We start from the raw sequence: 22,207 nt of genomic DNA, 5'->3' as shown, positions 1-22,207 counted from the left end.
GCTCCCACAGCGGCTTCGTGATCTGGTCTGTGGGAAGTTGGCCAGGAGCCGTTTTTGACGTCGCTTGCGACGCCCCGGAGGGTGGCCGCCATGGACGGCAGGCCACAAAGAATCGTCGGGAACGATTTTTGACGTCGCTCGCGACGTCCCGGAGGGTGGCCGCCATGGACGGCAGGCCACAAAAAATCTGATGTAATCGCACGAATTGCTGAATCCCTTGCCTGGGGCCGATGCCGTACTCTGAACACAATCCGTGTTGGGAGTGATCCATGTCATTCGTTGCTTATGTTACTCATGGTGGTGGTCCCCTGCCGCTGCTCGGCGATCCGGGGCAACGGGAACTGGTTGCGTCCCTGCGTGAACTGTCCGGGGCGGTGCCGCGTCCACAGGCGATCCTGTTGATCAGTGCTCACTGGGAGGCGCCGGTGGCGTCGTTCACCGGTGGTGCCCATCCGCAACTGGTCTACGACTATTACGGCTTTCCCGAGCCCGCTTACCATCTGCAATACCCTGCTCCCGGCGATCCGGCCCTGGCTGCCCGTGCCGCCAGCCTGCTGCACGAGGCGGGTATCGAGGCACGGGTGGATAGTGAGCGTGGCTTCGACCATGGCCTGTTCGTGCCGTTGTCGCTGATGTATCCGGAGGCGGATGTGCCGGTGGTGGAAATGTCGCTGTTGGATTCCCTGGACGCCGGGGCGCACTGGCGCCTGGGACGTGCTCTGGCGCCGCTGGTGGCCCGGGACGTGGCGGTGATCGGCTCCGGCTCCTCGTTCCATAACATGGCGGTGTTGATGGGGCGTGGCGATCCGCCGGGAGCATTGAATGCCAACCGGGATTTCGAGCAGTGGTTGTGGCGGACCTGTCAGAACGGAGACTGGGATGAGGAAGAGCGGGGAAAACGCTTGTGTGCCTGGCGCCAGGCTCCAGGTGGAACGTTCAGTCACCCGCGCGAGGAGCATCTGCTCCCGGCACTGGTGTGCGCCGGCGCCGCCGGCAAGCCGGCGGACCGGGTGTTCTCGGGACGCATGGGCGAGATGAGCGTCAGTTCCCTGCTGTGGCAGCCAGGGAACTGAGCGGACTCAAAGCATGACGCCGATGGCCAGTACGCCGAAGAAACCGACGGTGTAGGCGACGAACAGATAGCCGGCGTAGCGCAGGTAGCTGGCGAAGGTCAGCTCCTCGACCTTGCTCATGGCGACCACTCCGGCGGCGGAACCGATGATCAGCAGAGAGCCGCCCACGCCCACGGAGTAGGTCAGGGTCAGCCATTGCGGCAATGTCATCTCGATACCGGATTTCAGCAGGGCGGCGGTCAACGGCACGTTGTCGAACAGCGCGGAGACCATGCCCACCACGTAGTTGGCGGCGAGGGTCGGCATGATGTCGTACAGTTTCGGGAAATAGGCAAGGATGCCCAGTTCCTTGAGCATGCCCACCAGCAGCAGCACACCGAGGAAGAACAGCAGAGTGTCGAACTCGATCTTGCGGATGTAATCGAGGACCGGCTCGTCCTTGTTCATGAACTGCACCACCATGAACATCAGTGACAGCCCGAACAGGAAGGTCAGCACCGGCGGAATACCAAAGGCCACGTTGGCGCCGATGGTGGTCAGGATGGTCATGAAGAACAGTGCCGCCACCGCTTTGTCGCCGTGACCGAAGGTGATGTCCCGTTTTTCCAGCTCCAGGTCGCCCTTGAGCCCCAGGGAGAGCATGAACGCCAGACTCATGACCGCGACGAAGGCCGGCAGACTCAGTACCAGCAGATCGACGATCTCCACCTTGTCGGCGAGGAAGATCATCAGCGTGGTAACGTCACCGGTGATCAGCGCGGTTCCGCCGGCGTTGACCGAGAACACCACCAGCACCACATAGCGCAGCAACTTCTTAGCCGGCAGCCGCAGGTTCATCAACACCGCGATGCACACCAGAGTAGCGGTGATGTTGTCGGCCATGGAGGAGAACAGGAAGGCGAACAGCCCGGTCATGATCATCAGCTTGCGCTCGGACATGCGCGAGGGCATCAGCTTGTTGACGATGCCGTCGATAATGCCTTTCCCGGACAGGTAAGCGACAAACGTCATCGCCGCCATCAGGAACAGCCACAGGGTGGCAATATCGAGGAGCTGGTCGTTCAACTGCTCCATCAGGGCGTCATGGGAGAGATGAGAGGGCGGGGCAATAAAGAACAGAACCCAAACCAGGGATCCGAAAAACAGAGTGGTCTTGGCCTTGTCGATGTGAACCACGTCTTCGACGACGATGGACAGGAAGCCGAGAGCCACCAGGATAAGTAGCAATGCGGTCATAGGGGACTTCCAAGGCAGGAATCAGCGGGGCGGATTCTAGCGCTTTTGGGTCAAGCATGCGACCTTTTGGCCAAGGCCGTGGTGCGGGCCTGGACTGTCCTCATCCGCCGGGGGGAAATCGGCGTGTTCAGGCCAACGGATGCCCGCTCTCACACAACCGGTGGTCGCGCAGAACCTCGATGATCCGGCACTGTCCCACCTCGCCGCCGCCGCATTCGCCGATCATCCGGTCCAGCTCCCGGCGTAACGTCATCAGTGACTCGATGCGGGCGGTGACCGCGTCCCGGTGGCGGCGGGCCAGGGCATCCACGGCGGAACAATCCCGATGCTTATCGTCGGACAGTGACAGCAACTCGCGGATATCATCAATGGTGAAACCGAGCGACCGGGCGTGGCGGATGAAATGCAGCCGGTCCCGGTGCCGCTGTGTATAGCGTCGCTGGTTACCGGCGCTGCGGGCCGGTGCGGGCATCAGCCCGATCTGTTCGTAGTAACGGATGGTTTCTGCCTTGCAGCCGGTGTCCCGGGCCAAATCGCCGATGGAAAACATACTGTCTCCTCTTGAAGCTGTAGCCACTACAGGTATTCAAATAGGGGGACATCGCAGCCGTCAAGGACGGAACCGCAAGAATCGCGGTCTTGTAGCCCCGCCGGGGGATAACATGACCGCCACAAGCCAGAGGAGACGCGGATGCACGCGCACCATGGTCACGAACACGGCCACTCACACCAGGCGCCGGCCAGTTTCGGCAAGGCATTCGTCATTGCCATTTCACTGAACGTGGGCTTCACCGTGGTGGAGTTCATCTACGGGTTTCTGGCGCAATCCTCCGCGCTGATGGCGGACGCCGGCCACAATTTGTCCGATGTGCTGGGCCTGGTGGTGGCTTGGGTGGGCATGTTGCTGGCCCGCAAGATACCGGATCAGCGGTTTACCTACGGCCTGCGCGGCAGCTCGATTCTGGCCGCCCTGGCCAATGCCATGTTCCTGATGATCGCCTGTGGCGCCATCAGTTGGGATGCCATTCGTCGTCTTGCTGATCCGCCGGAAGTGTCGTCGATGACGGTGATCGTGGTCGCCGCCATCGGTATTCTGATCAACGCCGCTTCGGCCTGGCTGTTCGTCAAGGGCAGCAAGGGCGATCTCAATATTCGCGGCGCGTTTCTCCATTTGGTGGCGGATGCGGCGGTGTCCCTGGGCGTGGTGATCGCCGGCGTGGCGATCCTGATGACCGACTGGAACTGGCTGGATCCGGTGGTCAGCCTGCTGATCGTGGTGGTGATCGTGATCGGCACCTGGGGGCTGCTCAGGGAGTCGCTGAAACTGGCGTTGAACGCGGTGCCGGCGCACATCGATTTGAATGAAGTGGAGGCCTGGCTGCGCGATCAGCCCGGAGTGCTGGATATTCACGATCTGCACGTGTGGGGCATGAGCACCACGGAAAGCGCTCTCACCGCCCATCTGGTGATGCCCGGCGGTGCCGATGATGCCTTTGTCGATGGCGTGGCCGATGAATTGCACCATCGTTTCGGTATTGAGCACACGACGTTGCAGGTGGAGCGTGGCGACAGTGAGCACGTCTGCGTGCTGCATCGCTGACAGGGGGCGGTTTCATGGCATGTTGCGAACCGGAATTGAAAGCGGAGGCCCCGCCGGCTTACCGCCGCGTACTGATAGCGGTGCTGCTGATCAATATCACCCTGTTTCTGGTGGAAGCTCTGGTGGGGTGGTTCTCCGGTTCCCGGGCATTACGCGCCGACGCGCTGGATTTCCTTGGTGACAGCGCGACTTATGCTTTGACGTTGTGGGCACTGGGGCAGTCTCTGGCCTGGCGGTTGCGGGCGGCGCGGATCAAGGGGGCGTCGTTATTATTGCTGGGGTTACTGGTGCTGGCGGACAGTCTGCTGGCGATGACCAATGGCGCACCGCCGCCGGGGCACACCATGACCGGCATCGGCTTGCTGGCGCTGGCGGCCAACCTGACCAGTCTGGTGTTGTTGATGCGCTATCGCCAGGGAGACGCCAATATCCGTTCGGTATGGTTGTGTTCCCGCAATGACGCCATCGCCAATGTGGCGGTGATCGGCGCCGGTCTGGCGGTAATGGCCAGTGGCAGCCGCTGGCCGGATCTGGCGGTGGCGGTGGCGATCGCCGCGTTGTTTTGTCACAGCGCCATGGCGATCCTGCGTCAGGCCAACGCCGAGGGCCGGGGAGAAGGCAGCGGTTGTTCCTCGTGCTAGCCGGGGCCGGTATGTATGCTACCGGCACGGTTGAAACGAGGGCGTCATGGAATTCAAACCCGAGGATCTCAAAGCGGTGTGCCAACGCACCATGCCGTTTGGTAAATACCAGAACTGTCCGGTCATCGATCTGCCGGAACCCTACTTGCTGTGGTTCGCCGACAAAGGCTTTCCCAAGGGCGAGCTGGGGCGGCTGATGGCCCTGGCGATGATCATCAAGGTGGAGGGCCTGGCCGAACTGGTGGCGCCGTTCCGGGGTGCCGGGCCGGGAGTGGTATCATAGTCGTCCCGAATCCGGAGAGCGTTATGAGCAAGGCACTGGTCGTCATGGCCCATGGCAGCCGCGCCGCGGCGGCCAACGATGAATTCCGCTCCCAGGTGGAACAACTGGCACGACGTTGCCCCGGGTTCGTGGCCGTGGTGCCCTGCTTCCTGGAGTTGGCGAGCCCGTCACTGAATGAAGCGATTCAGCAACTTGCCCACCAGCCGGTGGAACAGGTCTTCGTTTATCCGATGTTCTTCAATGGCGGCAAACATGTTGCCCGGGACATTCCCGCCCAAGTGCGCGAGGCGCGGGAGCGCTATCCCGAACTAAAGATCGAACTGCTGGAATATCTCGGTAGCACCCCGGATCTGGCGGACCTCATGGCCCGCCATGTGGGAGAGCAAACGGCTTCGTAGTCTTCTCTGAATTAACGAAGATCGGATCACAAGCCATATTGGCTTACATCTACCTTGGAATAGACTTCCTCCCAGTACCGATCCGCCAGGGCTTCGGCGCTGTCGATGTCCTCACCGGATCCTCCCAGCGTTCCAGAACCGGCCGGAATTCCGGCGCTGGCAACGGGAGAAGAGGCGGGTCTTGCGTGAACTGGCTGCCGGTTCGGATCAGAAGGTATGGGCGATGACCATGCCGCCCCACAGCAGGTGGCGGTCTCCGGGGCCGTCCTTCAGCTCGGAGCTCTGCGCGCGCAGCACATAACTGAGGCGCCAGCCGTTGTGCCAGGCCAGGGTATAGCCGAGCCAGGCTTCGCCCACCAAATGACGCACTTCATCATGGTCATAGCTAAGATCGCTGTCACGGAACTGGCCTTGCAGGAAGGCGTTGTAAGCTCGCGCGGCGGTACCGATGCCACCCCATACATAGTGCTCCTGAACGCCACCGGGCGGATTGGCGTAGCTGGCGCCTTCGCCGTAGCGGGCCAGTTCCGGGTTGAACCGCCACCAGGGACTGTGTAGCCGGCCGGCGCGGAAGCTGAGGCTCCAGCGTGCCTCGGTCAGATAGCCGACCGATCCTTGCAGCGTGCTTTTCACTTCCAGATTGGGGCGGCCTGGTGTCAGGTACTTTTGCCGGGCCACGGTGTAGCGGGCGGTGGGTTCGCCGCCGTCGCTGATCTGATGATCCCAACCCCGCGCCCGGTTGCTGCCGGTGATTCGATGCACGGTGTTCTGCGCCTCGCCCACCAGTGGCAGGCCGAGGGCGCCGAGGGTGAAGCTGGTGTGCCAGGCCAGGTCGCGGGCACGGTCGATCTGCTCCCGGTGGGAAGACAAATACACCAGGCTGGCGTAGGGGCGATCACCGGGCAGCAGGTCCTTTATCTTGACCTCTTCCGGAGTGAACGCCTGCATGCCGAACTCAATGCTGTGGCCGTCGATGCCTTCCGGTGATCGATCGTCCACCCCCACCAGCCGGTCCAGCCACCCCAGCGGCCGGTCCAGGGAGAACCAGGCATCGGCGGCCCGGGCGCCGGTATAGGAAAAGCTCAGCCCGTAGGTGTAGTCCTGATCCCGGGAGCCGGGCACCAGAATGTCGTTGTCCAGTGCCACCGACCAGGACGTGGCCGGGCGCTCCTGTTTGGGTTGCGGACGCGGGCGGCGTGGACGTTGTTCTTCGCCAGGCAACATGGCCAGGCGCGGCTCGCTATCAAGACCGGCCACGGACACGGCGGGTTGGGCGTGGGCGGCGGCGGTCAGCAGAGCAAGGCTGGACGCGGCGATAAGCAATAGAAGGCCTCGCCGCGTTGAGGGCAACACGGTCATGGCGTCGTTTCTCCAGGGTTCATGGCCGGACGATGCCGGCGACGGGCACTATAGGCGCTGGCCTGATATGGGCGGTAGAACGGATCCGGAAGATCATTGCCCGATTCTGCGCAGCACCATGCTCACTTCGGCAACGGAGTATGGTTACCGGGATGGCTATAAGATGGAGGCGGACAAGGATAAGAAAAATAGAAAAAACCCGACCGGTATGATCGGGTTTCTTAATCGATGCGCGCCCTCTTGGGAAAAAACCGGAAAGGAGGGCGTGTCGAACGGAGGTTAACGCAGGCGATAAGTGAGTGTGGCCATGACGCTGCGTTCGGCGCCCATGTAGCAGTAATCGAGGGAATAGCAGGACGCTACGTATTCCTTGTCCGTCAGGTTGTTGACGTTGACGCGCAGATCCATGCCGTGCAGGCCGATACGGCTAAGGTCGTAGCCCAGGGAAGCATCGAACAGGGTGTAGGAAGGCACCGTTCGAGTATTGGCGCGATCCGCCACGATGTCGGTGACGACCCGGGCGCCCAGCCCCACATCAAGACTTTCCAAAGCGCCGTCGTTGAAGCGGTATTGCCCCCACAAAGCAGCCTGGTGACGCGGTGCCTGGTTGACCCGGTTGCCCTCGATGTCCTGTTCCGCGTCCTGGTAGCGGATGTCCGTATAGGTGTAGCTGGCCTGCAGTGCCAGTTGGTCGGTGACCATGGTCTGGGCTTCCAGCTCCACGCCGCGGGAACGGATCTGGCCGATGGGCAGATAGATCGCCTCCTGCGGTTCGCGAATGGCGACGTTTTCCTGGTCGATATGGAACAGCGACAGGGTATAGATCCCGCGCCCGTCACGCGGCTGGTATTTCACCCCGGTTTCATACTGGGTGCCTTCGGTGGGTTTGAGCGGATTACCGTCTTCGTCGGTGTAGACGCTGGGATTGAACGACTCCGAATAACTGGCATAGGGTGCCAAGCCGTTGTCGAACAGATAGAGCACACCGGCACGGCCACTGAAACGGCTGCGGTTCTGACTGGAGCGGGCTCCGCTGGCGACATCCACATTGGCGGTCCGCACCCAGTCCTGACGGCCGCCCAGTGAGAAGCGCCAGTTATCGAGACTCATGGTGTCCTGCAAGTAAATACCGGTCTGGATCAACTTGCGGTCGTTGTCGGATGGGACGAAGTCCGCCACCGGCCCCGCGCCATAGACCGGATCGAAGGCGTCGATGGGCGGGAAAGCGCCACTCAGCCAGAGCGCGTCCACGTCACGGTGCTGGTAGTCGAAACCCAGCAGCACGGTATGGCGCAGCCCCCATTTATCGAAGTCCGCCTGCAACTGTGTATCCACGGCATGGGCACTGAGGTGCTCGTCGGCGCCGGAGAAATAGCGGTTCAACTCATTGCTGTCGCCGACCCAGCCATAGGCGTAGACCTGCTGCAATTGCACGTCGCTTTCCAGATAGCGGTAGTTCTGCCGGAACCGGAAGGTATCGTTGATCACGTGTTCCAGGCGGTAGCCGATCATTTTCTGGGTACGCTCATACTGTTCATAGCCCGGCTCACCTTCGAAGAAATGCCGGGAAACATAGCGCCCGTTGTGGCGGTACAGGGTGCCTTCCGCCGGCAGGCCGCTGTGACTGCCGCCTTCCGGGTCATCCTGGTAATAGGCCATCAGATCCAGAGTGGTGCGGTCGCTCAGATCAATGGTGAACGATGGCGCGATGGCGTGGCGCTTCTGTTCCACGTGATCAAACTGGGTATCGCCGCCTTCGGTGAGGCCGATGATGCGGTAAGCGGCACGGTCGCCGAGCGGTCCGGCGAAGTCGAAAGCGGCGCCGAGGTAATCGTTGCTGCCGGCACGGAACTGGATTTCCTGACGCGTCTCGAACAGCGGTTGCTTGCTGGTCAGGTTCACCAGGCCGCCGGGCGAGGCGCGGCCGTACAGCACCGAGGACGGGCCTTTGACCACTTCCACCCGCTCCAGGAAGTACGGGTCGACCTGGATCGAATTGAAGGTCCCCGGATCGCCCATGGTCTTGAGGCCGTCCAGGTAGATGTTGTCGATGCTGTCGTCGGAAAAGCCGCGCATCACCACATAGTCGTAGCGCTTGGAAGCGCCGATCTGATCAGTGAACACGCCGGGCGTATAGCGCAGGGCCTGTTGCACGGTTTCCGAGCCCTGGGACTCGATCTGTTCGCGGCGCACCACGGAGATGGACTGCGCTGTTTCCAACGTGGGCTGGTCGATCTTGGTGGCCGCCTGGGCGGTCACCGCCACCGGAGCCAGCACGTTGGACCGGGCCGGGGACTGGGCCCGGGAACTTTGGGCCGGGGCCGGTTCCAGGGTGTAGCTGCCGTCCTCGTTGCGCCGGTAGCGCAGGCCGCTGCCGGCCAGCAACTGGTCCAGCGCCGCCGTGGTGGAGTAATCGCCGCGCAGGGCCGGGCTTTGTTTGCCCCGGATCAGGGCGGTGTCGTAGATCAGCGTGACGCCGGTGGCGTCGGCCAGATCCAGCAGTGCCTGATCCAGGGACTGGGCGGGCAGGTTCAACGATGCCGCCTGGGCGGCGGAAGTCAGAATGACCGCGCCGAACAGGGCGGCACGCAAGGGGGTCAGACTCATGGGCGGTTCGGTTTCCTGTGCTGTGGCAATTCTGCGAATGAAAATGATTTAGATTGCACTGCCGGAGAAGACGAAGCCGGTCCGGATTTCTGAACCCGGGAGGGGAAATTTTTTCTTCATCGTGATTCAGAGGGGGTCACCCTCCATTGAAGACATAAATGCGGAGGCCCGCGCTACAAGCTCCCACAGTGGCCTTGTGGCGCGGTTGGCGGAACCTGATCTGGTGTCAGCGCAGAATGATCAGACCTGGCAGCCGGTACTGGTGGATCGAAAGGCTGGCGGCGAGCGCGGTGAGCATGGCTGCCGGATCCCCGGTGTCGAAGACACCGCTGACCCGCCGGTGGCGGGCGTCGCCGAGTACCCAGATCGGGGTGTCCTGGTAGCGCTCCAGACGGCGGACCACCTCCTCCAGGGGAAGATCGCGCACGATCAGACGCCCGCGTGTCCAGGCCTCGGCCCACGCCGCGTCGACGCTGACCGGATCCTGCAGCCCGCCATCTTTCCAGCGTACCGCCTGACCGGGGTTGAGGGTTTCCCGGTGCCGTCGATCGCTGGCCAGTACCTGTCCCTCGATGACGGTGAGCAGGACGTCATCACCCTCGCGGGCGACATTGAAGCGGGTCCCGGTGACGCGAATACGGGCATCCCCGGCCTGGACGGTGAATGGCCGCTGGTGATCCGCGGCCACCTGGAACAGGGCCTCGCCGCGCAGCAGCTCTATGCGGCGGCTGACGTCATCCAGGTGCCAATTGGCGGCGCTGTTGCCATTAAGAACCAGGTGGCTGCCGTCGGCCAGGTCACGGGAAAGCTGTTCGCCGGCGGCGGTGCGCAGGTCCGCCCGCCACAGCCGCCATGGGGACTGACCCAGGAACACCAGAGCCAGCACCACGGCGGCGGCCAGCGCCAGCGGCAGGAGCCGCCGCTGGCGCCGTGGCGCGGCCATTTCCGCCCCGTTATCGAGGGATACGCCGTCGAGGGAGAGGGCGCCCAGGTGTCGCCACAAGGTTTGCGCGCGCTGGTAGGCCGCTTCATGGGCCGGGCTGCGCTGGCGCCAGCGGTCCAGGTCCTGGTGATCCTGTTCCCGGGCCCGGCCGGAATGCAGGTGCGCGAGCCAGCGGTTGGCTTCCTGATCCAATGGTGGAGGGCGGTGTTCCTGCATTGGACTCATCCTTGTGCTTCCCAGGCCAGGCGCGCCTGACAATGGTTGAGGGCGCGCAGAATATACTTGCCGACCATCCGTTCGGATACCCCGAGCCGGCCGGCGATCTCCTTTTGCGTGAGCCCTTCCAGCCGATTCCAGAGCAGGGCCTGGCGCACATGATGGGGTAATTCGCCGAGCGCTTCACGCAGGCTGTCGAGCACCTGGGCGTCGCTGGCGGCGGTTTCCGGGTCCGGGGCGGGGCTTTCCAGGTCCTCGGCGGCCTCCTGCAGGGTGATGGCGGTGGGTTGGCCGTTTTGCTGGCGCAGGTGATCGATGAGCAGGTTGCGGGCGATGCGGAACAGGAAGGCGCGGGGGTTGTCCAGCGCTTGGTGGCGTGGCACCCGCCGCAGGCGCAGATACACTTCCTGGCATAACTCGGCGGCCAGTTCCGGTGATTGCAGACGCCGGTTCAGATAGCCGGTGAGTTCCGCCGCATGCTGCTGGAACAGATGGTCGCGGGGATCCGCTTGCATGGAGGTCCGCCCGGATTACGTTAAATGATAATGATTCCGAATCAGGGCGCAATTATGCCGATATCCCCGCCCGGGCGCCAGCGGCACCCGAGCAGAGAAGAGCGGAGAGTGGAGAACATCAACGAGGGGCGTGATAGGTGCGGGAGCGCTGGCCGGGCTTGCTGAACACCCATTGCCACAGCTGAATGTGGCGGGCGCGGAAGCCGCCGGCGCAGACATTCAGGTAATAGTGCCACATGCGGAAGAAGCGATCGTCGTAGCGGTCCTTGAGCTGATCCCAGTTGGCCTGGAAGTTGGCGTCCCAGGCTTTCAGGGTCCTGGCGTAGTCGGGGCCGAAGTTCTGTATATCCTCCACCACATAGAAGGGCTCGGCGGCGCGGGCGATCTGTTTGATCGAGGGCAGCTCACCGTTGGGGAAAATATACTTGTCGATCCAGGCATCATGGGCGGCGCTGCTGAGGTTGTTGCCAATGGTATGCAGCAGCATCAGGCCGCGGTCCTTGAGCAGGTTGGCGGCGGTTTTCATGAAGGTGTGATAGTTGCGGCGTCCGACGTGCTCGAACATACCCACCGACACCACCCGATCGTAGTGCCCGGTGACGGTGCGGTAATCCTTGAGCATGATCTCAACCGGCAGTTCCTTACAGCGCTCGCGGGCCAAGTCCGCCTGTTCGCTGGAGACGGTGACGCCATGGGCGCGCACGCCGTAATGGCGGGTGGCGTGCTCCACCAGTGAACCCCAGCCGCAACCGATGTCGAGCAGGGTCATGCCCGGTTCCAGCTCCAGCTTGCGGCAGATCAGATCAAGTTTGGCCTGCTGGGCTTCGTGCAGGGTGGCTGCGTCCTTCCAGTAGCCGCAACTGTAGGCCATGGTCGGATCCAGCATCAGCTGAAACAGATGGTTGTCCAGATCGTAGTGTTTCTCCGCCACTTGCCGGGAGCGGCGCAGGCTTTGCCGGTTGCGTAGCGCATAGCCCGCCAGCTGTACCGCCACCATCCAGCGCGGCTGACTGATGCCGTCGGCGCCGGCGCGCAGGATGCGGGTGATGAATTCATCAATGGCGTCACAGTCCCACCAGCCGTCCATGTACGATTCGCCAAGCCCGAGGGAACGTTGCGCGGCGAATCGGGACAAAGTATCGGGATGGTGAAGATGCAGATCCCAGGGACGCCGGCCATTGATCTGAATGTCGGCGTTGGCGAGGATCTCGGAAATCATCGCGTCGATGGAGCGGGAACCGGTGTGGGTGGTGTCGTCCCGGCTGCGTGAACCTAACATACAGTGCCTCCCTTCGGGTGATGAACTGCATGGGTCACGGGCTGCAGCTTGGCTGCCCATTGCCCTGATTATTGTGCGACGATGAAGCGTGTTTCCCTGCCGGATGTCACCGTCATCCGGGAACGGCGGATGCAGTACTACACGGCTCCGGCCTCCCCGGGGTCGTGCCAATCGTCGATTGGCGGTGGCCTCTCCCTGTGCCATGGCGCAATAATCCGATTCTTCGCACGGGCGGATTAAACGCGCGTTCCCCATTCTTTGACGGTCTGATCACGGGTGCAAGCCCTTCGTTATCGCTTCGCTGTTTGAGTGCCTGATTTTTTTCAAATTAATTCATGGGGTTATCGCCGTTATGTATCAAAACTATGGGATTCATAGGCGTGGCCGTCCGAGCCGGAAAAGGCAAGAAAGGAAGGAAAAGCAATGGATTCTCTGACTCAGGCGGTCCTGGGGGGAGCCTTGGGCGGCGCCGTTTTGGGGCGCCGTTTCCCGCGTGGCGCGATCCTCGGCGGGGCGCTGCTGGCGACCTTGCCGGATCTGGATGTGTTGATCGACTACGGCAGCGCGGTGGCGAATTTTTCCGAGCATCGCGGGTTCAGTCACTCCTTGCTGGTGCTGACGCCTTTTTCGCTGTTGCTGGCGATCCTGTTGTCTCGCCGTTGGCGTGATGTGTCGCCGGCACGCTGGTGGGCGTTCACCGCTCTGGTGTTGCTTACCCACCCTTTGCTCGATGCCTTCACCACCTACGGTACCCAATTGTGGTGGCCCCTTGGTGAACCGGTGGCGTTGAGCAGTGTGTTCATCATCGACCCGTTATACACCCTGCCATTGCTATTGGCGGTGCTGGTGGCGCTGTGGCGGCCGCCGTCGCGGCGGGCGTTGGCGTTGGGGCTGACCTTGTCCAGCGCCTATCTGATCTGGAGCCTGGCCGCCCAGCAGTGGATGACGCAGCGGGTGCGCGCCGAACTGGCCGGTATCGGTGTCACACCGCAACGGTTGCTGGTGCAGCCCATGCCATTCTCGACTCTGCTTTGGCGGGCCACCGCGCTGACCGATGATCAGCGCCTGGAAATGGTCACCGGTGTATTGGATCACCCAGGCAGCATGACGCTGGAACGGTTTCCGCGTCATCGGGAGCTTGAGGCGGTCGCCGCCGGGCTGCCGGAAGCGCGACGGCTGGCCTGGTTTACCGGCGGTCTGCTGGATTATCAGCGCGAGCAGGAACAACTGGTGGTGACGGACGTCCGCCTTGGGGTTCCGGGCGCCCATCCGTTCCGTTTTGTGCTGGCGGCATTTGATGGTGATGACTGGCGGCCTTTGCCAAGCACTCGTCTGAGCGATGTCAGAATTCATGATGGAATGTGGTCCAAGTTATGGCGGCGTACGTTCGCCATCAAGCCGGTGCTTTGTCTGCGTACCCTGCAACTGGGGGAGGCACCGGCGGATTGCCTGGACACGGCGTTATAGCGGTTTCAGCGCGGTCATGGCGCGGTCCACCAGCTGTTGGCAGGCGCTCGGGGTGAGGCCGGTCCAGCGCTTGAACGAGCGGCGGAAATTGGTGTTGTCGTTGAAGCGCAAATAGCGCGCCACCTGTTCACTGTTGTAGCCATAAAACTGCAAAAGATGCAGAGCGGTATGCTTGCGCGCCCGGTCCAGCAGGTCCTGAAAGTGAGTGCCATGGTGTTTGAGTTTGCGTTTTAACGTGGCCGGACTCAGGCCCAGTTCCCGCGCTGCGGTATCCAGGGATGGCGGCTCGCGGATGCGTTCGATCAGCGCCAGATAGAGTTGGTGAACCAGACTGGTGTCGCATCCCAGGGCCAACTGTTGTTCTTGGCATTGTTGCTCGGAAACCGCCCGCGCGGTGTGCGAGCCCCTGGGCCAGGGCTGATTCAGATAATGGGCGGGAATCAGCATGGCATCCATTTGCGCTTCGAAGTACAGCTGGGAGCCGAGGTAGACCTGATAGTGCTCCGGATAGTCCGGTTGCGGGTAGCTGAATTGGAAGGTCCACGGCAACGGTCCGCCGCTGAGCCAGCGGGTCACCGAGGCCAGGGCTGACATCATGCTCTCCACCAGAAACCGGTACTCATTCCCCGCGCCACAGCTGTCCAGCCACTGCACGCAACAATATTCGCCGGTACGGATGATGCGGGGCGCCAGTAGTGGTGTGATCAGAGGCTGATAATCCTCCAGGGTGATGAGCGCCTGATCCAGATGGGCGGCGTTGCCGAGCAGCGTGCTGATCGCGCCATAGTGGCCGGGAAGCAATGTCTGCCCATAGCGGAAGCCGAGCTCGGGATCAGGGTGCAGGCGGCGAATGTTATGCACCAGTTGCAGGTATTGGCGCGGCGACAAACGCGCGCTGGTATCCAGAAGATCATCGGGAAACAAGCCGGTATGTCTGAGCGCCTTGTGATCGTCCAGCCCCGGTTCGCGCACCATCTCCAGCAACAGCGCCGGGTGATGGTGACAGGGGATGAAACGGTCGTCCCGCTGATAACCGATATGGTGGTGAGAGCCGCCGCGCATGATCAGGCCGCGACGTTCGCCGCCCGCCGCCGGCGGACTTCATCCAGATCCCGGTTGGCGCGCTCCAGCCAGGCCTCGGGGGGGTCCGCGCCGGCCTCGGTGATGGCCACCACCAGCTGTGAATAATGCGTGCGGCCCTGACCGCTCTTGAAGGCGAAAGCCGCCACCGCTTGTTCCAGTTCCCGCGCCAGATCCAACGCCTGCCTGGCGTCGATATCGGTCAGTAACGCGGCGAAACGGTGGCCGGCGTAGCGGCACAGCAAGTCGTTGCGGCGCAGGTTCAGCAACAGCAATTCGGCTACTTCCTGCAATAGCCGTTGGCTGTCCCGCTCGCCGAGATGGCGGCGGTGGGCATCGAAGTCCGGCAATTCCATCATCAACAGAACCGGGGGGGCGGCACAGCGGGAAGCGAGGGCCAGATGTTCGCGCAGATAACCGGCCCGGGTGAGCGGGGTCAGACGATCAAAATCCCGGTGCTCCCGGAACAGCTTTTCCCGCTTACGCAGCTGATCGCAGATCGCCTGTTGCTCCTTGTGCCAGTGATACAGACCCAGTGTCAGCAGCAACATGCCCACCGGCATGGCTCCGGATTCCAGCCAGTGATCCCAGACTATGGTGGCCGGCAGTTGAATGACCTCGTCCATGACGTCCTGCCAGTAGGCCACGAAAATACCGCTGAGCCCCAGTGCCAGAAGGTTGGTGACACGGCCGGCGGGCCGGCTGTTGAGCATCAGGGCCAGCCAGATCAGAACCAGCAGGGCGGCGCCGCCTTCGCCGGCGATATCCAGCCAGACCACCTCGGCCATCGGCTTCAGGGTGCCGGTCAATGTATTGAGCGCCAGAATCGCCGAGGCGATGGTCAGTAGACCGAACCACTTCCATCGATGCAGTGCGAATCCCCACATCCGTCATTACTCCTTTTTGAACTCCTACCCTTCCTACGCCGTGGGCATTGCATCGGCGTGACAGGATCGGTGCCGTCGACGCAGGGGGTCGGATCAGCTCATGGCATCGGTGTTTTCGCCGTGCTGGACCGAGCCTGAGACGGCGTCAATGCCGGTAAATCGTCCGGACGGGAGGGTGTGATCGGCTCAGCGCGGGCCGGAAATGCCGCTCAAAGCCCTGATAACCAGGGGGCTGGCCACGGGGTGTAACGGAAGTGACATGGCCTCTGCCTAGGTTCCGTGCAACGCGGATGACGTTGCTGACTGCCTTGGGGGACACATGACCCGCTATCAACTGAATACACCTGTTTTGAAACGTACGTTACTGGCCTCGGTGATCGGTGCCCTGGCGCAAGGCGCCGGCGCTGAAGAGAGCGTGGAGAGCCACCGTCTGCAGGCGGTGGAAGTGGTCGGCCAAAGCGCCAGTGTGGAAGAGGCGCTGGCCAGCCAACGCGCGGCCGACAACATCCAGACCACGGTGAGCGCCGATGCCATCGGTCAGTTGCCGGATACCAACGTGTCGGAATCACTGCAACGCCTGCCCGGTGTCTCCATCGAACGGGACCAGGGCGAGGGCCGCTTCGTGCGGGTGCGTGGTCTGGCGCCGGACTACAACGCGGTGGATGTGGATGGCGTACAGATTCCGGCGCCGGAGGCGGGGCGCCGGGCGGTGGCTCTGGATGTGGTGCCGGCGGATCTGCTGGAATCGCTCACCGTGGTGAAGACCCTGACGCCGGACATGGACGCCAATTCCCTCGGCGGGACGGTACAGGTGCGGAGCCTGTCGGCTTTCGACCGCCCCGGCCTTTACTATTCGGTGACCGGAAAGGGCAGTTACAACGAGCTGATGGATGAAACCAGCCCGGAATTGTCCGCCGCTTTCAGCAATCGCTTCAGTATCGGCTCCGGTGAGGATAATTTCGGCGTGGCGGCGGCGTTCAGCTGGTCCGAGCGCGACTTCGGTTCCGATAACGTGGAAACCGGTGGCGGCTGGGACTTTGATGACGGTGATGCGCGGCTGGAGGAATTCGAACAGCGGGATTACACCATCACTCGGGAACGGCTCGGTCTGGCGTTGAACTTCGATTACCTGCCCAACGACAACAGCCGCTATTACTTGCGTACCCTGCACAGCCGTTTCCGGGATGAGGAAATCCGTCAGGCCAACGTGTTCGGCTTCGAGGAAGCCATGGCGCCCAACGAAACCGGCGCCGTGGAAGTACAGAAAGAGCTGAAGAACCGCGAGGAAACCCAGAAGATCACCTCGGTGGTGTTCGGCGGTGAGCAACGCTGGAATGACTGGGCCATGGAGTACCGTATCGGTCACAGCCGGGCCAGCGAGGACGAGCCCCGCCATACCGGTGGCGCCGTGTTTGCCGCCGAGTTCGACGATGGTGGCTATCATGGTAGTCGTAAACCCCGCCCGGTTTTCCCGTCCGGTTTTTTCGACGATGCCTTGTATGAGCTGGACGAAGTGGAGGTCGCCCAGAGTGACACCAAGGACCGGCAAACCGACCTGAAGTTGGATTTCACCCGTGATCTGATGTGGAACCAGCACTTCGCCACCCTCAAGTTCGGCGGCAAGGTGGCCCGCCGGGACAAGGAGTCGGACGCCGAAACCTGGATCTACGAGCCCGATGGCAATCTGTCGGATTTTGCCAAGGATGTGGACTATGGGCTGGGTGAGATGGGATCGGGTATCGATACCAGCGTGGACAATCTACTCAGTGGACCTGGCGAGCGGGACGATGAGGCCTCCGCCATCGAGGACTACGACATCTCCGAGGACAGCCGGGCAGCCTATGTGATGGGCACCGTGGATGTGGGGGATCTGCGGGTGCTGGGCGGAGTGCGCTATCAGAGCACGGATTTCTCCGCCAGAGGGTACGGCGTGGAAGATGGCGATATCGTCGCCAATCGCTTCAACGAGGATGAACGGCACTGGCTGCCGGCGCTGCATCTGCGTTACCGGCTGGGGCCGGATACCCAGGTCCGGGCGGCGTTCACCCAGAGTGTGGTGCGACCCACCTTCGAGCAATTATCACCAGGTTATGAAATCGACGGTGACGAGGCCAGTTTCGGCAATCCGGGGCTCAAGTCCCTGGAAGCGGACAACTACGATCTGGGCATCGAGCATTACATGGGGCGCGCTGGTGTGGTCTCCGCCTTCCTGTTCTATAAGGATCTGAAGAATTTCGTGTATCGCACCGATGTGGGCGGCGCCAGCGGATACGAAATGTACGATGAGGCGGAGACATTTGAAAATGGCGACAGTGCTTCCCTGTACGGTCTGGAGCTGGCCTACTCGAAAACCTTCAGCGGCTTGCCGGCGCCGTTCAATGGCCTGTTGGTCGGTGCCAACGCCACTCTGGTTGATTCCGAGGCGCGCATTCGCGCTTATGACGAGGATGCCGGGGGGTACCGGGATCGCACCATCGCCTTGCCGAGCCAGTCGGACCTTACCGCCAATCTTATGGTGGGGTACGAGACCCGCAAGCTCAGCCTGCGGCTGGCCGCCAACTACACCGGAAACTATCTTCAGGAAGTGCAGGATCCTTTGGACAAGCGCTACGACATTCACGTGGACGATCACGTTCAACTGGATTTCACCGGCCATTATTTCCTGACCGAACAGCTGCAACTGACCTTCGAGGCGATCAACCTGACCGACGAACCCTTCTATGCCTACACCGGCAGGGAACGCTACAACGCGCAGTACGAAGAGTACGGTGCCACCTACAAACTGGGCCTGTCCCTGAAGCATTACTGAGGAGCCGTTGAATGAAACGGATGGGAACGAGAAGACGGTTTGCGATATTGCTTTGTGGTGGTCTGGGATTGGCGGGTTGCGCCGTGGATAGTGTGGCGGAATCCGACTGGCGGAGCTGGGAGCCGGAGCGGCGATTTCAGGATCTTTGGTATGCGCCGGGCACCACGCAGTGGGCGGCGCTGGATCAACGGGGCGGTCTCTGGATCAACGGCGAGCGGCAGTCAAGCGCCGCCCAGGGCTATCAGCATCTGGATGGCCGGGTTGTCGCTTCGGGAGACTGGCGCCTGGCGTTGGCGGAGCAGAGCAGCAATGAAGTGCATGTGCTGACCGTCCGCGATGGTCAGGTCATGGCAGGCAATACCATCCCCGCCCCGGACTATGAAGTGGCCGGTCTCTGTCTGTATCAGGACCGGGACGGCCTGTTGTCGGTGTTTTTGCTGGATGAGCGGGGCGGTGCCGACCAGTGGTTGATCAACGAGATGGTGGCGCCGCTGCGCCATCTGGTATTGCCGCCGGAGGTTCAGGCCTGCCGGGTGGACGACAACGATGGCGACCTCTACGTCAGTGAGGAGCGAGTTGGTGTCTGGCGTTATGCCGCCGATGCCGAGCGGGATCCCGAACGCCGGGTGGTGGATATGGTGGCGCCCCGAGGCGGGCTGCGGCTGGGCGCCGCCGGTCTGGCGGTGATTCCGGATGGGCTGGCGGTACTGGACAAGGACGCCGGGACCTTGCACTTGTATCGCGACGGCGAACCGGTGGGAGCGGCGATAACGGTGCCGGCTCAGAAGGAACCGGAAAAACTGGCGGCGCTTTGGCGGAACGGAGAGTTGACTCTGGTGGTATTGGACGACGAAGGAAGTGCCGCTCGGACCATGACGCTGCCCTGGCGGGCGGCGAACCCAACGTTCGGGGACATGAATATGGCGGTGGTGCACGCGGCGGCACAAACCGATCCGGTGGCCCGTTTCGGTGACGCCGCGGATGATCCGGCGATCTGGTTGCACCCGGAAAAACCGGAACACGGCCGTGTGCTCGGTACCGACAAGAAAGCGGGTTTGTACGTTTACGATCTGCTCGGCCGAACCCGGCAGTTTCTGCCCGTGGGGCGGCTCAACAATGTGGACGTGCGCGGTGACTGGGCGGTGGCCAGTAACCGGGATCATGACAGCCTCCAGGTGTTTCGTATCGACACCGAAGGCAACGTCTCCAACGCCGGTGAAATCGAAACCACGCTCAAGGACATTTACGGGGTGTGCCTTTATCAGGCCGGTGCCGATGAGCTGCATGCCATCGCCAACGGCAAGAATGGCGAGTTCGAACAATACCGCCTGGACCTCACCGGCGAGGCGCCCTCGGCGACCCTGGCGCGGCGTTTCCGGGTGGACAGCCAGCCGGAAGGGTGCGTGGCCGATGAAGTGACCGGCCAGTTGTTTGTCGGCGAGGAAGATCAGGCGGTGTGGACTCTGCCCGCCGACCCCGAAGTGCCCGCCACGCTGACCAAGGTCATGGCCGTGGGGGAGAAACTGGTGGCCGATATCGAAGGGCTGGCGATCTACGCCGGCGAGGACCACCGTTACCTGGTGATTTCCAGTCAGGGCAACGACAGCTATGTGGTGCTGGATGCCTTGCCGCCTTATGCCTACCGGGGACGATTCCGTATTGCTTTGGATTCACTGCGTGGCGTGGACGGGGTGTCGGAAACCGATGGTCTGGAAGTGACATCCGCCAACCTGGGAGGCGCTTACGAAGAAGGGCTGTTGGTGGTTCAGGATGGGCGCAACCGGTTGCCGCAGGCGCCGCAGAACTTCAAGTACGTGCCCTGGTCAGCGGTGCGTGAGGCGTTGAACCTGACCAGAGAGGCGCGGCCATGAGCGGGGAATGGCGAACCGATCCGGACGATTGGGAAGCACAGGACGATCATCCGGTGCTCCGGAGTAGCGAGGGCCACTGGCTCAGCCTGACCCGGCGCGGTGTGCTCAAGGGTGGCCTGGGGTTGGCGGCGGTCTTTGTCGGAGGCTGCGCGGTGACCGGTGGCGCGCGGCCACGCATCGGATTCACGCCGCTGCCGGCGCAAACCGATCCCGGCTTTGACGCGGTGCGGGTGCCGGCGGGATATCGCGCGGTGCCTTTCTACAGCTGGGGAGATCCGATTGATGCCGAGGCGCCACGGTGGCGCGCGGACGCCGGTAACGACTGGCGTGATCAACTGCGGCAGGCCGGAGATAACCATGACGGGATGCACTATTTCCCGTTTGCGGATAATCCCAACGGGCACGGCCTGCTGGTGATCAATCATGAAAAAGTGGCGACGGATTTTCTGCATCCACGGGGTGCCACGGTGCTGCATGACGAACAGGGCAGGCCGCGCCGGCCCGGCGAGGAAGTGAATAAGGAACTGGCCGCCCACGGTGTCAGCGTCATCGAGATCGCCAAGGACCGCGACGGCCAGTGGCGGCGAATAATGACGTCTTCCTATAACCGTCGCATCAGCGGTTTGACGCCGATGATACTGAGTGGTCCGGCGGCGGGGTCCGAAGCCATGCGCACCGCCTCGGATCCCACTGGGCGCCGGGTGATTGGCACGTTCGCCAATTGCGCGCTGGGCTACACCCCCTGGGGCACTTATCTGGCCTGTGAGGAAAACTGGCCGAACTACTTCGTCAATCGGGACACGGAGGATTATCAGCGGCGTCCGCAGCAGGCCCGCTATCGGCTCAGTCAGGGAGAGCGCAGTAACTATTATTTATGGGAAACCGCGCAATCCCGCTTCGATGCCACACCGGACCGTTCCCTGCCTCACCAGGGGGAGGTCAATGAACCGAACCGGTTCGGCTGGGTGGTGGAAATCGATCCCTTCGACCCGGACAGCACGCCGGTGAAGCGTACCGCCATGGGACGGCTGGTGCGTGAATGCGCCACGCCTTCGCTGGCCGATGATGGGCGCATGGCGTTTTACTTCGGGGATGACACCCGGGGGGAGTACATCTACAAGTTCGTGCCCCGCGACCGTTACCGCGCCGATGAACCCGGCGCCAATCGCGAACTGCTGGACCACGGCACTTTGTATGTGGCGGTATTCCATGATGACGGCCGGGGTGAATGGCGCCCCTTGCGGCATGGTCATGGCCCGCTTAACGCCGCCAATGGTTTCCCCGATCAGGCGGCGGTGCTGATCAATGCGCGCGGCGCCGCGGATCTGCTTGGCGCCACCCGCATGGACCGGCCCGAATGGGTGGCGGTGCGGCCCGGCAGCCGCGAGGTTTACGTTACGCTGACCAATAACGATGAGCGCGGTGTCGATGACGGGCAACCGGTGAACGCCGCCAATCCCAGGCCCAGGAACCTGCACGGACAGATTCTGCGCTGGCGGGAGCGGGACAATGATCCCGCCGCCACGGTTTTTGATTGGGAGCTGTTTTTATTGGCGGGTTACCCCGCCGGCGGTGAGGCGCCGGCCCATCAGTGGGGTACCATCCAGGGCGATGTGTTCTCTTCGCCGGATGGCCTCTGGTTCGATCCGGCGGGGCGCCTCTGGATCGAAACCGATTACGACGACGAAAGCCCGGACCATCAGGCCATGGGGACCAACCAGTTGTTGTGCGCGGACCCGGACAGCGGCGAGGTGCGTCGTTTTCTGGTCGGGCCACGGGGATGCGAAATCACCGGCATTACCGGTACGCCGGACGGGCGGACCTTGTGGGTCAACGTGCAGCATCCGGGGATCAGCTATCCGGCCAGCGATGGCCATACCCGCCCCCGTTCCACCACGGTGCTGATCACACGTGAGGACGGCGGCGAGATCGGCACCTGACCA

At 62.5% G+C, this 22,207-nt stretch carries 18 protein-coding genes; 9 read left to right on the top strand and 9 right to left on the bottom strand.

All coding sequences use genetic code 11. The features are described from left to right. The first annotated feature begins 269 nt into the window (after positions 1–269). Positions 270–1,073, top strand: coding sequence for a DODA-type extradiol aromatic ring-opening family dioxygenase (locus CRO06_RS01790; protein ID WP_055100474.1), 804 nt, complete (start codon positions 270–272; stop codon positions 1,071–1,073). 6 nt (positions 1,074–1,079) lie between these two features. Here CRO06_RS01790 and nhaD read toward each other — a convergent pair whose 3' ends face one another. Beyond that, positions 1,080–2,309 carry a sodium:proton antiporter NhaD gene (nhaD, locus tag CRO06_RS01785; RefSeq protein ID WP_022994858.1) on the bottom strand — a complete coding sequence of 410 codons (1,230 nt, stop codon included), beginning with the start codon at positions 2,307–2,309 and terminating at the stop codon, positions 1,080–1,082. 127 nt (positions 2,310–2,436) lie between these two features. Then, the gene (locus CRO06_RS01780; RefSeq protein WP_097057599.1) at positions 2,437–2,859 is read right to left on the bottom strand and encodes a MerR family transcriptional regulator; all 423 of its coding nucleotides are present in this window, start codon (positions 2,857–2,859) and stop codon (positions 2,437–2,439) included. A 141-nt stretch (positions 2,860–3,000) separates the two neighbouring features. Here CRO06_RS01780 and CRO06_RS01775 point away from each other — a divergent pair, with 141 nt between their 5' ends. The 4 genes from CRO06_RS01775 to CRO06_RS01760 are packed head-to-tail and all read left to right on the top strand — an operon-like array spanning position 3,001 to position 5,231. Next, positions 3,001–3,909 carry a cation diffusion facilitator family transporter gene (locus CRO06_RS01775; protein ID WP_022994860.1) on the top strand — a complete coding sequence of 303 codons (909 nt, stop codon included), beginning with the start codon at positions 3,001–3,003 and terminating at the stop codon, positions 3,907–3,909. Between the two features lie 14 nt (positions 3,910–3,923). After that, a complete protein-coding gene (locus tag CRO06_RS01770; RefSeq protein WP_063141029.1) occupies positions 3,924–4,550 on the top strand; it encodes a cation efflux transmembrane domain-containing protein in 627 nt (208 codons plus the stop codon). Between the two features lie 46 nt (positions 4,551–4,596). After that, on the top strand, positions 4,597–4,833 hold the full coding sequence (locus CRO06_RS01765; RefSeq protein WP_022994862.1) for a DUF3820 family protein: 237 nt from the start codon (positions 4,597–4,599) through the stop codon (positions 4,831–4,833). A 23-nt stretch (positions 4,834–4,856) separates the two neighbouring features. Continuing rightward, a complete protein-coding gene (locus CRO06_RS01760) occupies positions 4,857–5,231 on the top strand; it encodes a sirohydrochlorin chelatase (protein WP_022994863.1) in 375 nt (124 codons plus the stop codon). Positions 5,232–5,438: 207 nt separating this feature from the next. On the opposite strand, the gene CRO06_RS01755 is transcribed toward CRO06_RS01760, so the two are convergent. From CRO06_RS01755 to cfa, 5 genes are all read right to left on the bottom strand, one after another. Further along, positions 5,439–6,590 (bottom strand): lipid A deacylase LpxR family protein, encoded by a 1,152-nt coding sequence (locus tag CRO06_RS01755; RefSeq protein WP_097057598.1) that lies wholly within the window; start codon positions 6,588–6,590, stop codon positions 5,439–5,441. Between the two features lie 279 nt (positions 6,591–6,869). Beyond that, a complete protein-coding gene (locus CRO06_RS01745; protein WP_097057596.1) occupies positions 6,870–9,197 on the bottom strand; it encodes a TonB-dependent siderophore receptor in 2,328 nt (775 codons plus the stop codon). Between the two features lie 226 nt (positions 9,198–9,423). Further along, positions 9,424–10,365, bottom strand: a complete 942-nt coding sequence (locus tag CRO06_RS01740) for a FecR family protein (protein ID WP_097057595.1) — start codon at positions 10,363–10,365, stop codon at positions 9,424–9,426. Beyond that, complete coding sequence (locus tag CRO06_RS01735) at positions 10,362–10,871, bottom strand: RNA polymerase sigma factor (protein ID WP_022994868.1); 510 nt, start codon at positions 10,869–10,871, stop codon at positions 10,362–10,364. Before CRO06_RS01735 ends, CRO06_RS01740 begins: the two co-directional genes overlap by 4 nt. Before the next feature lie 118 nt (positions 10,872–10,989). Next, on the bottom strand, positions 10,990–12,150 hold the full coding sequence (gene cfa / locus CRO06_RS01730; protein WP_097057594.1) for a cyclopropane fatty acyl phospholipid synthase: 1,161 nt from the start codon (positions 12,148–12,150) through the stop codon (positions 10,990–10,992). Positions 12,151–12,573: 423 nt separating this feature from the next. Here cfa and CRO06_RS01725 point away from each other — a divergent pair, with 423 nt between their 5' ends. Continuing rightward, complete coding sequence (locus CRO06_RS01725) at positions 12,574–13,617, top strand: metal-dependent hydrolase (protein ID WP_022994870.1); 1,044 nt, start codon at positions 12,574–12,576, stop codon at positions 13,615–13,617. On the opposite strand, the gene CRO06_RS01720 is transcribed toward CRO06_RS01725, so the two are convergent. Then, positions 13,612–14,679 (bottom strand): AraC family transcriptional regulator, encoded by a 1,068-nt coding sequence (locus CRO06_RS01720; RefSeq protein WP_097057593.1) that lies wholly within the window; start codon positions 14,677–14,679, stop codon positions 13,612–13,614. The genes CRO06_RS01725 and CRO06_RS01720 overlap by 6 nt on opposite strands. Positions 14,680–14,681: 2 nt before the next feature. Then, on the bottom strand, positions 14,682–15,584 hold the full coding sequence (locus tag CRO06_RS01715; RefSeq protein WP_097057592.1) for a GGDEF domain-containing protein: 903 nt from the start codon (positions 15,582–15,584) through the stop codon (positions 14,682–14,684). Between the two features lie 319 nt (positions 15,585–15,903). Between CRO06_RS01715 and CRO06_RS01710 the strand changes: the two genes are divergently transcribed. Genes CRO06_RS01710 through CRO06_RS01700 form a run of 3 tightly spaced genes read left to right on the top strand, consistent with a single transcriptional unit; the run spans position 15,904 to position 22,204 of the window. Then, on the top strand, positions 15,904–18,393 hold the full coding sequence (locus tag CRO06_RS01710) for a TonB-dependent receptor (protein WP_097057591.1): 2,490 nt from the start codon (positions 15,904–15,906) through the stop codon (positions 18,391–18,393). 11 nt (positions 18,394–18,404) lie between these two features. Beyond that, a complete protein-coding gene (locus tag CRO06_RS01705) occupies positions 18,405–20,264 on the top strand; it encodes a phytase (protein WP_097057590.1) in 1,860 nt (619 codons plus the stop codon). Then, positions 20,261–22,204: a PhoX family protein gene (locus tag CRO06_RS01700; protein ID WP_097057589.1), complete on the top strand. Its 1,944-nt coding sequence runs from the start codon at positions 20,261–20,263 to the stop codon at positions 22,202–22,204. Before CRO06_RS01705 ends, CRO06_RS01700 begins: the two co-directional genes overlap by 4 nt. Positions 22,205–22,207 lie beyond the last annotated feature (3 nt).

The organism is Alloalcanivorax xenomutans (assembly GCF_900217905.1).
In the GTDB taxonomy this organism is placed as follows: Bacteria; Pseudomonadota; Gammaproteobacteria; order Pseudomonadales; family Alcanivoracaceae; genus Alloalcanivorax; species Alloalcanivorax xenomutans.
Note: the sequence above shows the minus strand (reverse complement) of the source record. Positions and strands in the feature narration are given on the sequence as shown.

Coding starts and splice junctions, on each gene's coding strand:
- CRO06_RS01775 (WP_022994860.1), top strand. CDS start 3,001: ATGCACGCGCACCATGGTCACGAACACGGCCACTCACACCAGGCGCCG.
- CRO06_RS01735 (WP_022994868.1), bottom strand. CDS start 10,871: ATGCAAGCGGATCCCCGCGACCATCTGTTCCAGCAGCATGCGGCGGAA.
- CRO06_RS01715 (WP_097057592.1), bottom strand. CDS start 15,584: ATGTGGGGATTCGCACTGCATCGATGGAAGTGGTTCGGTCTACTGACC.
- CRO06_RS01705 (WP_097057590.1), top strand. CDS start 18,405: ATGAAACGGATGGGAACGAGAAGACGGTTTGCGATATTGCTTTGTGGT.
- CRO06_RS01725 (WP_022994870.1), top strand. CDS start 12,574: ATGGATTCTCTGACTCAGGCGGTCCTGGGGGGAGCCTTGGGCGGCGCC.
- CRO06_RS01765 (WP_022994862.1), top strand. CDS start 4,597: ATGGAATTCAAACCCGAGGATCTCAAAGCGGTGTGCCAACGCACCATG.
- CRO06_RS01790 (WP_055100474.1), top strand. CDS start 270: ATGTCATTCGTTGCTTATGTTACTCATGGTGGTGGTCCCCTGCCGCTG.
- cfa (WP_097057594.1), bottom strand. CDS start 12,150: ATGTTAGGTTCACGCAGCCGGGACGACACCACCCACACCGGTTCCCGC.
- CRO06_RS01745 (WP_097057596.1), bottom strand. CDS start 9,197: ATGAGTCTGACCCCCTTGCGTGCCGCCCTGTTCGGCGCGGTCATTCTG.
- CRO06_RS01770 (WP_063141029.1), top strand. CDS start 3,924: ATGGCATGTTGCGAACCGGAATTGAAAGCGGAGGCCCCGCCGGCTTAC.
- CRO06_RS01760 (WP_022994863.1), top strand. CDS start 4,857: ATGAGCAAGGCACTGGTCGTCATGGCCCATGGCAGCCGCGCCGCGGCG.
- CRO06_RS01780 (WP_097057599.1), bottom strand. CDS start 2,859: ATGTTTTCCATCGGCGATTTGGCCCGGGACACCGGCTGCAAGGCAGAA.
- nhaD (WP_022994858.1), bottom strand. CDS start 2,309: ATGACCGCATTGCTACTTATCCTGGTGGCTCTCGGCTTCCTGTCCATC.
- CRO06_RS01740 (WP_097057595.1), bottom strand. CDS start 10,365: ATGAGTCCAATGCAGGAACACCGCCCTCCACCATTGGATCAGGAAGCC.
- CRO06_RS01700 (WP_097057589.1), top strand. CDS start 20,261: ATGAGCGGGGAATGGCGAACCGATCCGGACGATTGGGAAGCACAGGAC.
- CRO06_RS01720 (WP_097057593.1), bottom strand. CDS start 14,679: ATGCGCGGCGGCTCTCACCACCATATCGGTTATCAGCGGGACGACCGT.
- CRO06_RS01755 (WP_097057598.1), bottom strand. CDS start 6,590: ATGACCGTGTTGCCCTCAACGCGGCGAGGCCTTCTATTGCTTATCGCC.
- CRO06_RS01710 (WP_097057591.1), top strand. CDS start 15,904: ATGACCCGCTATCAACTGAATACACCTGTTTTGAAACGTACGTTACTG.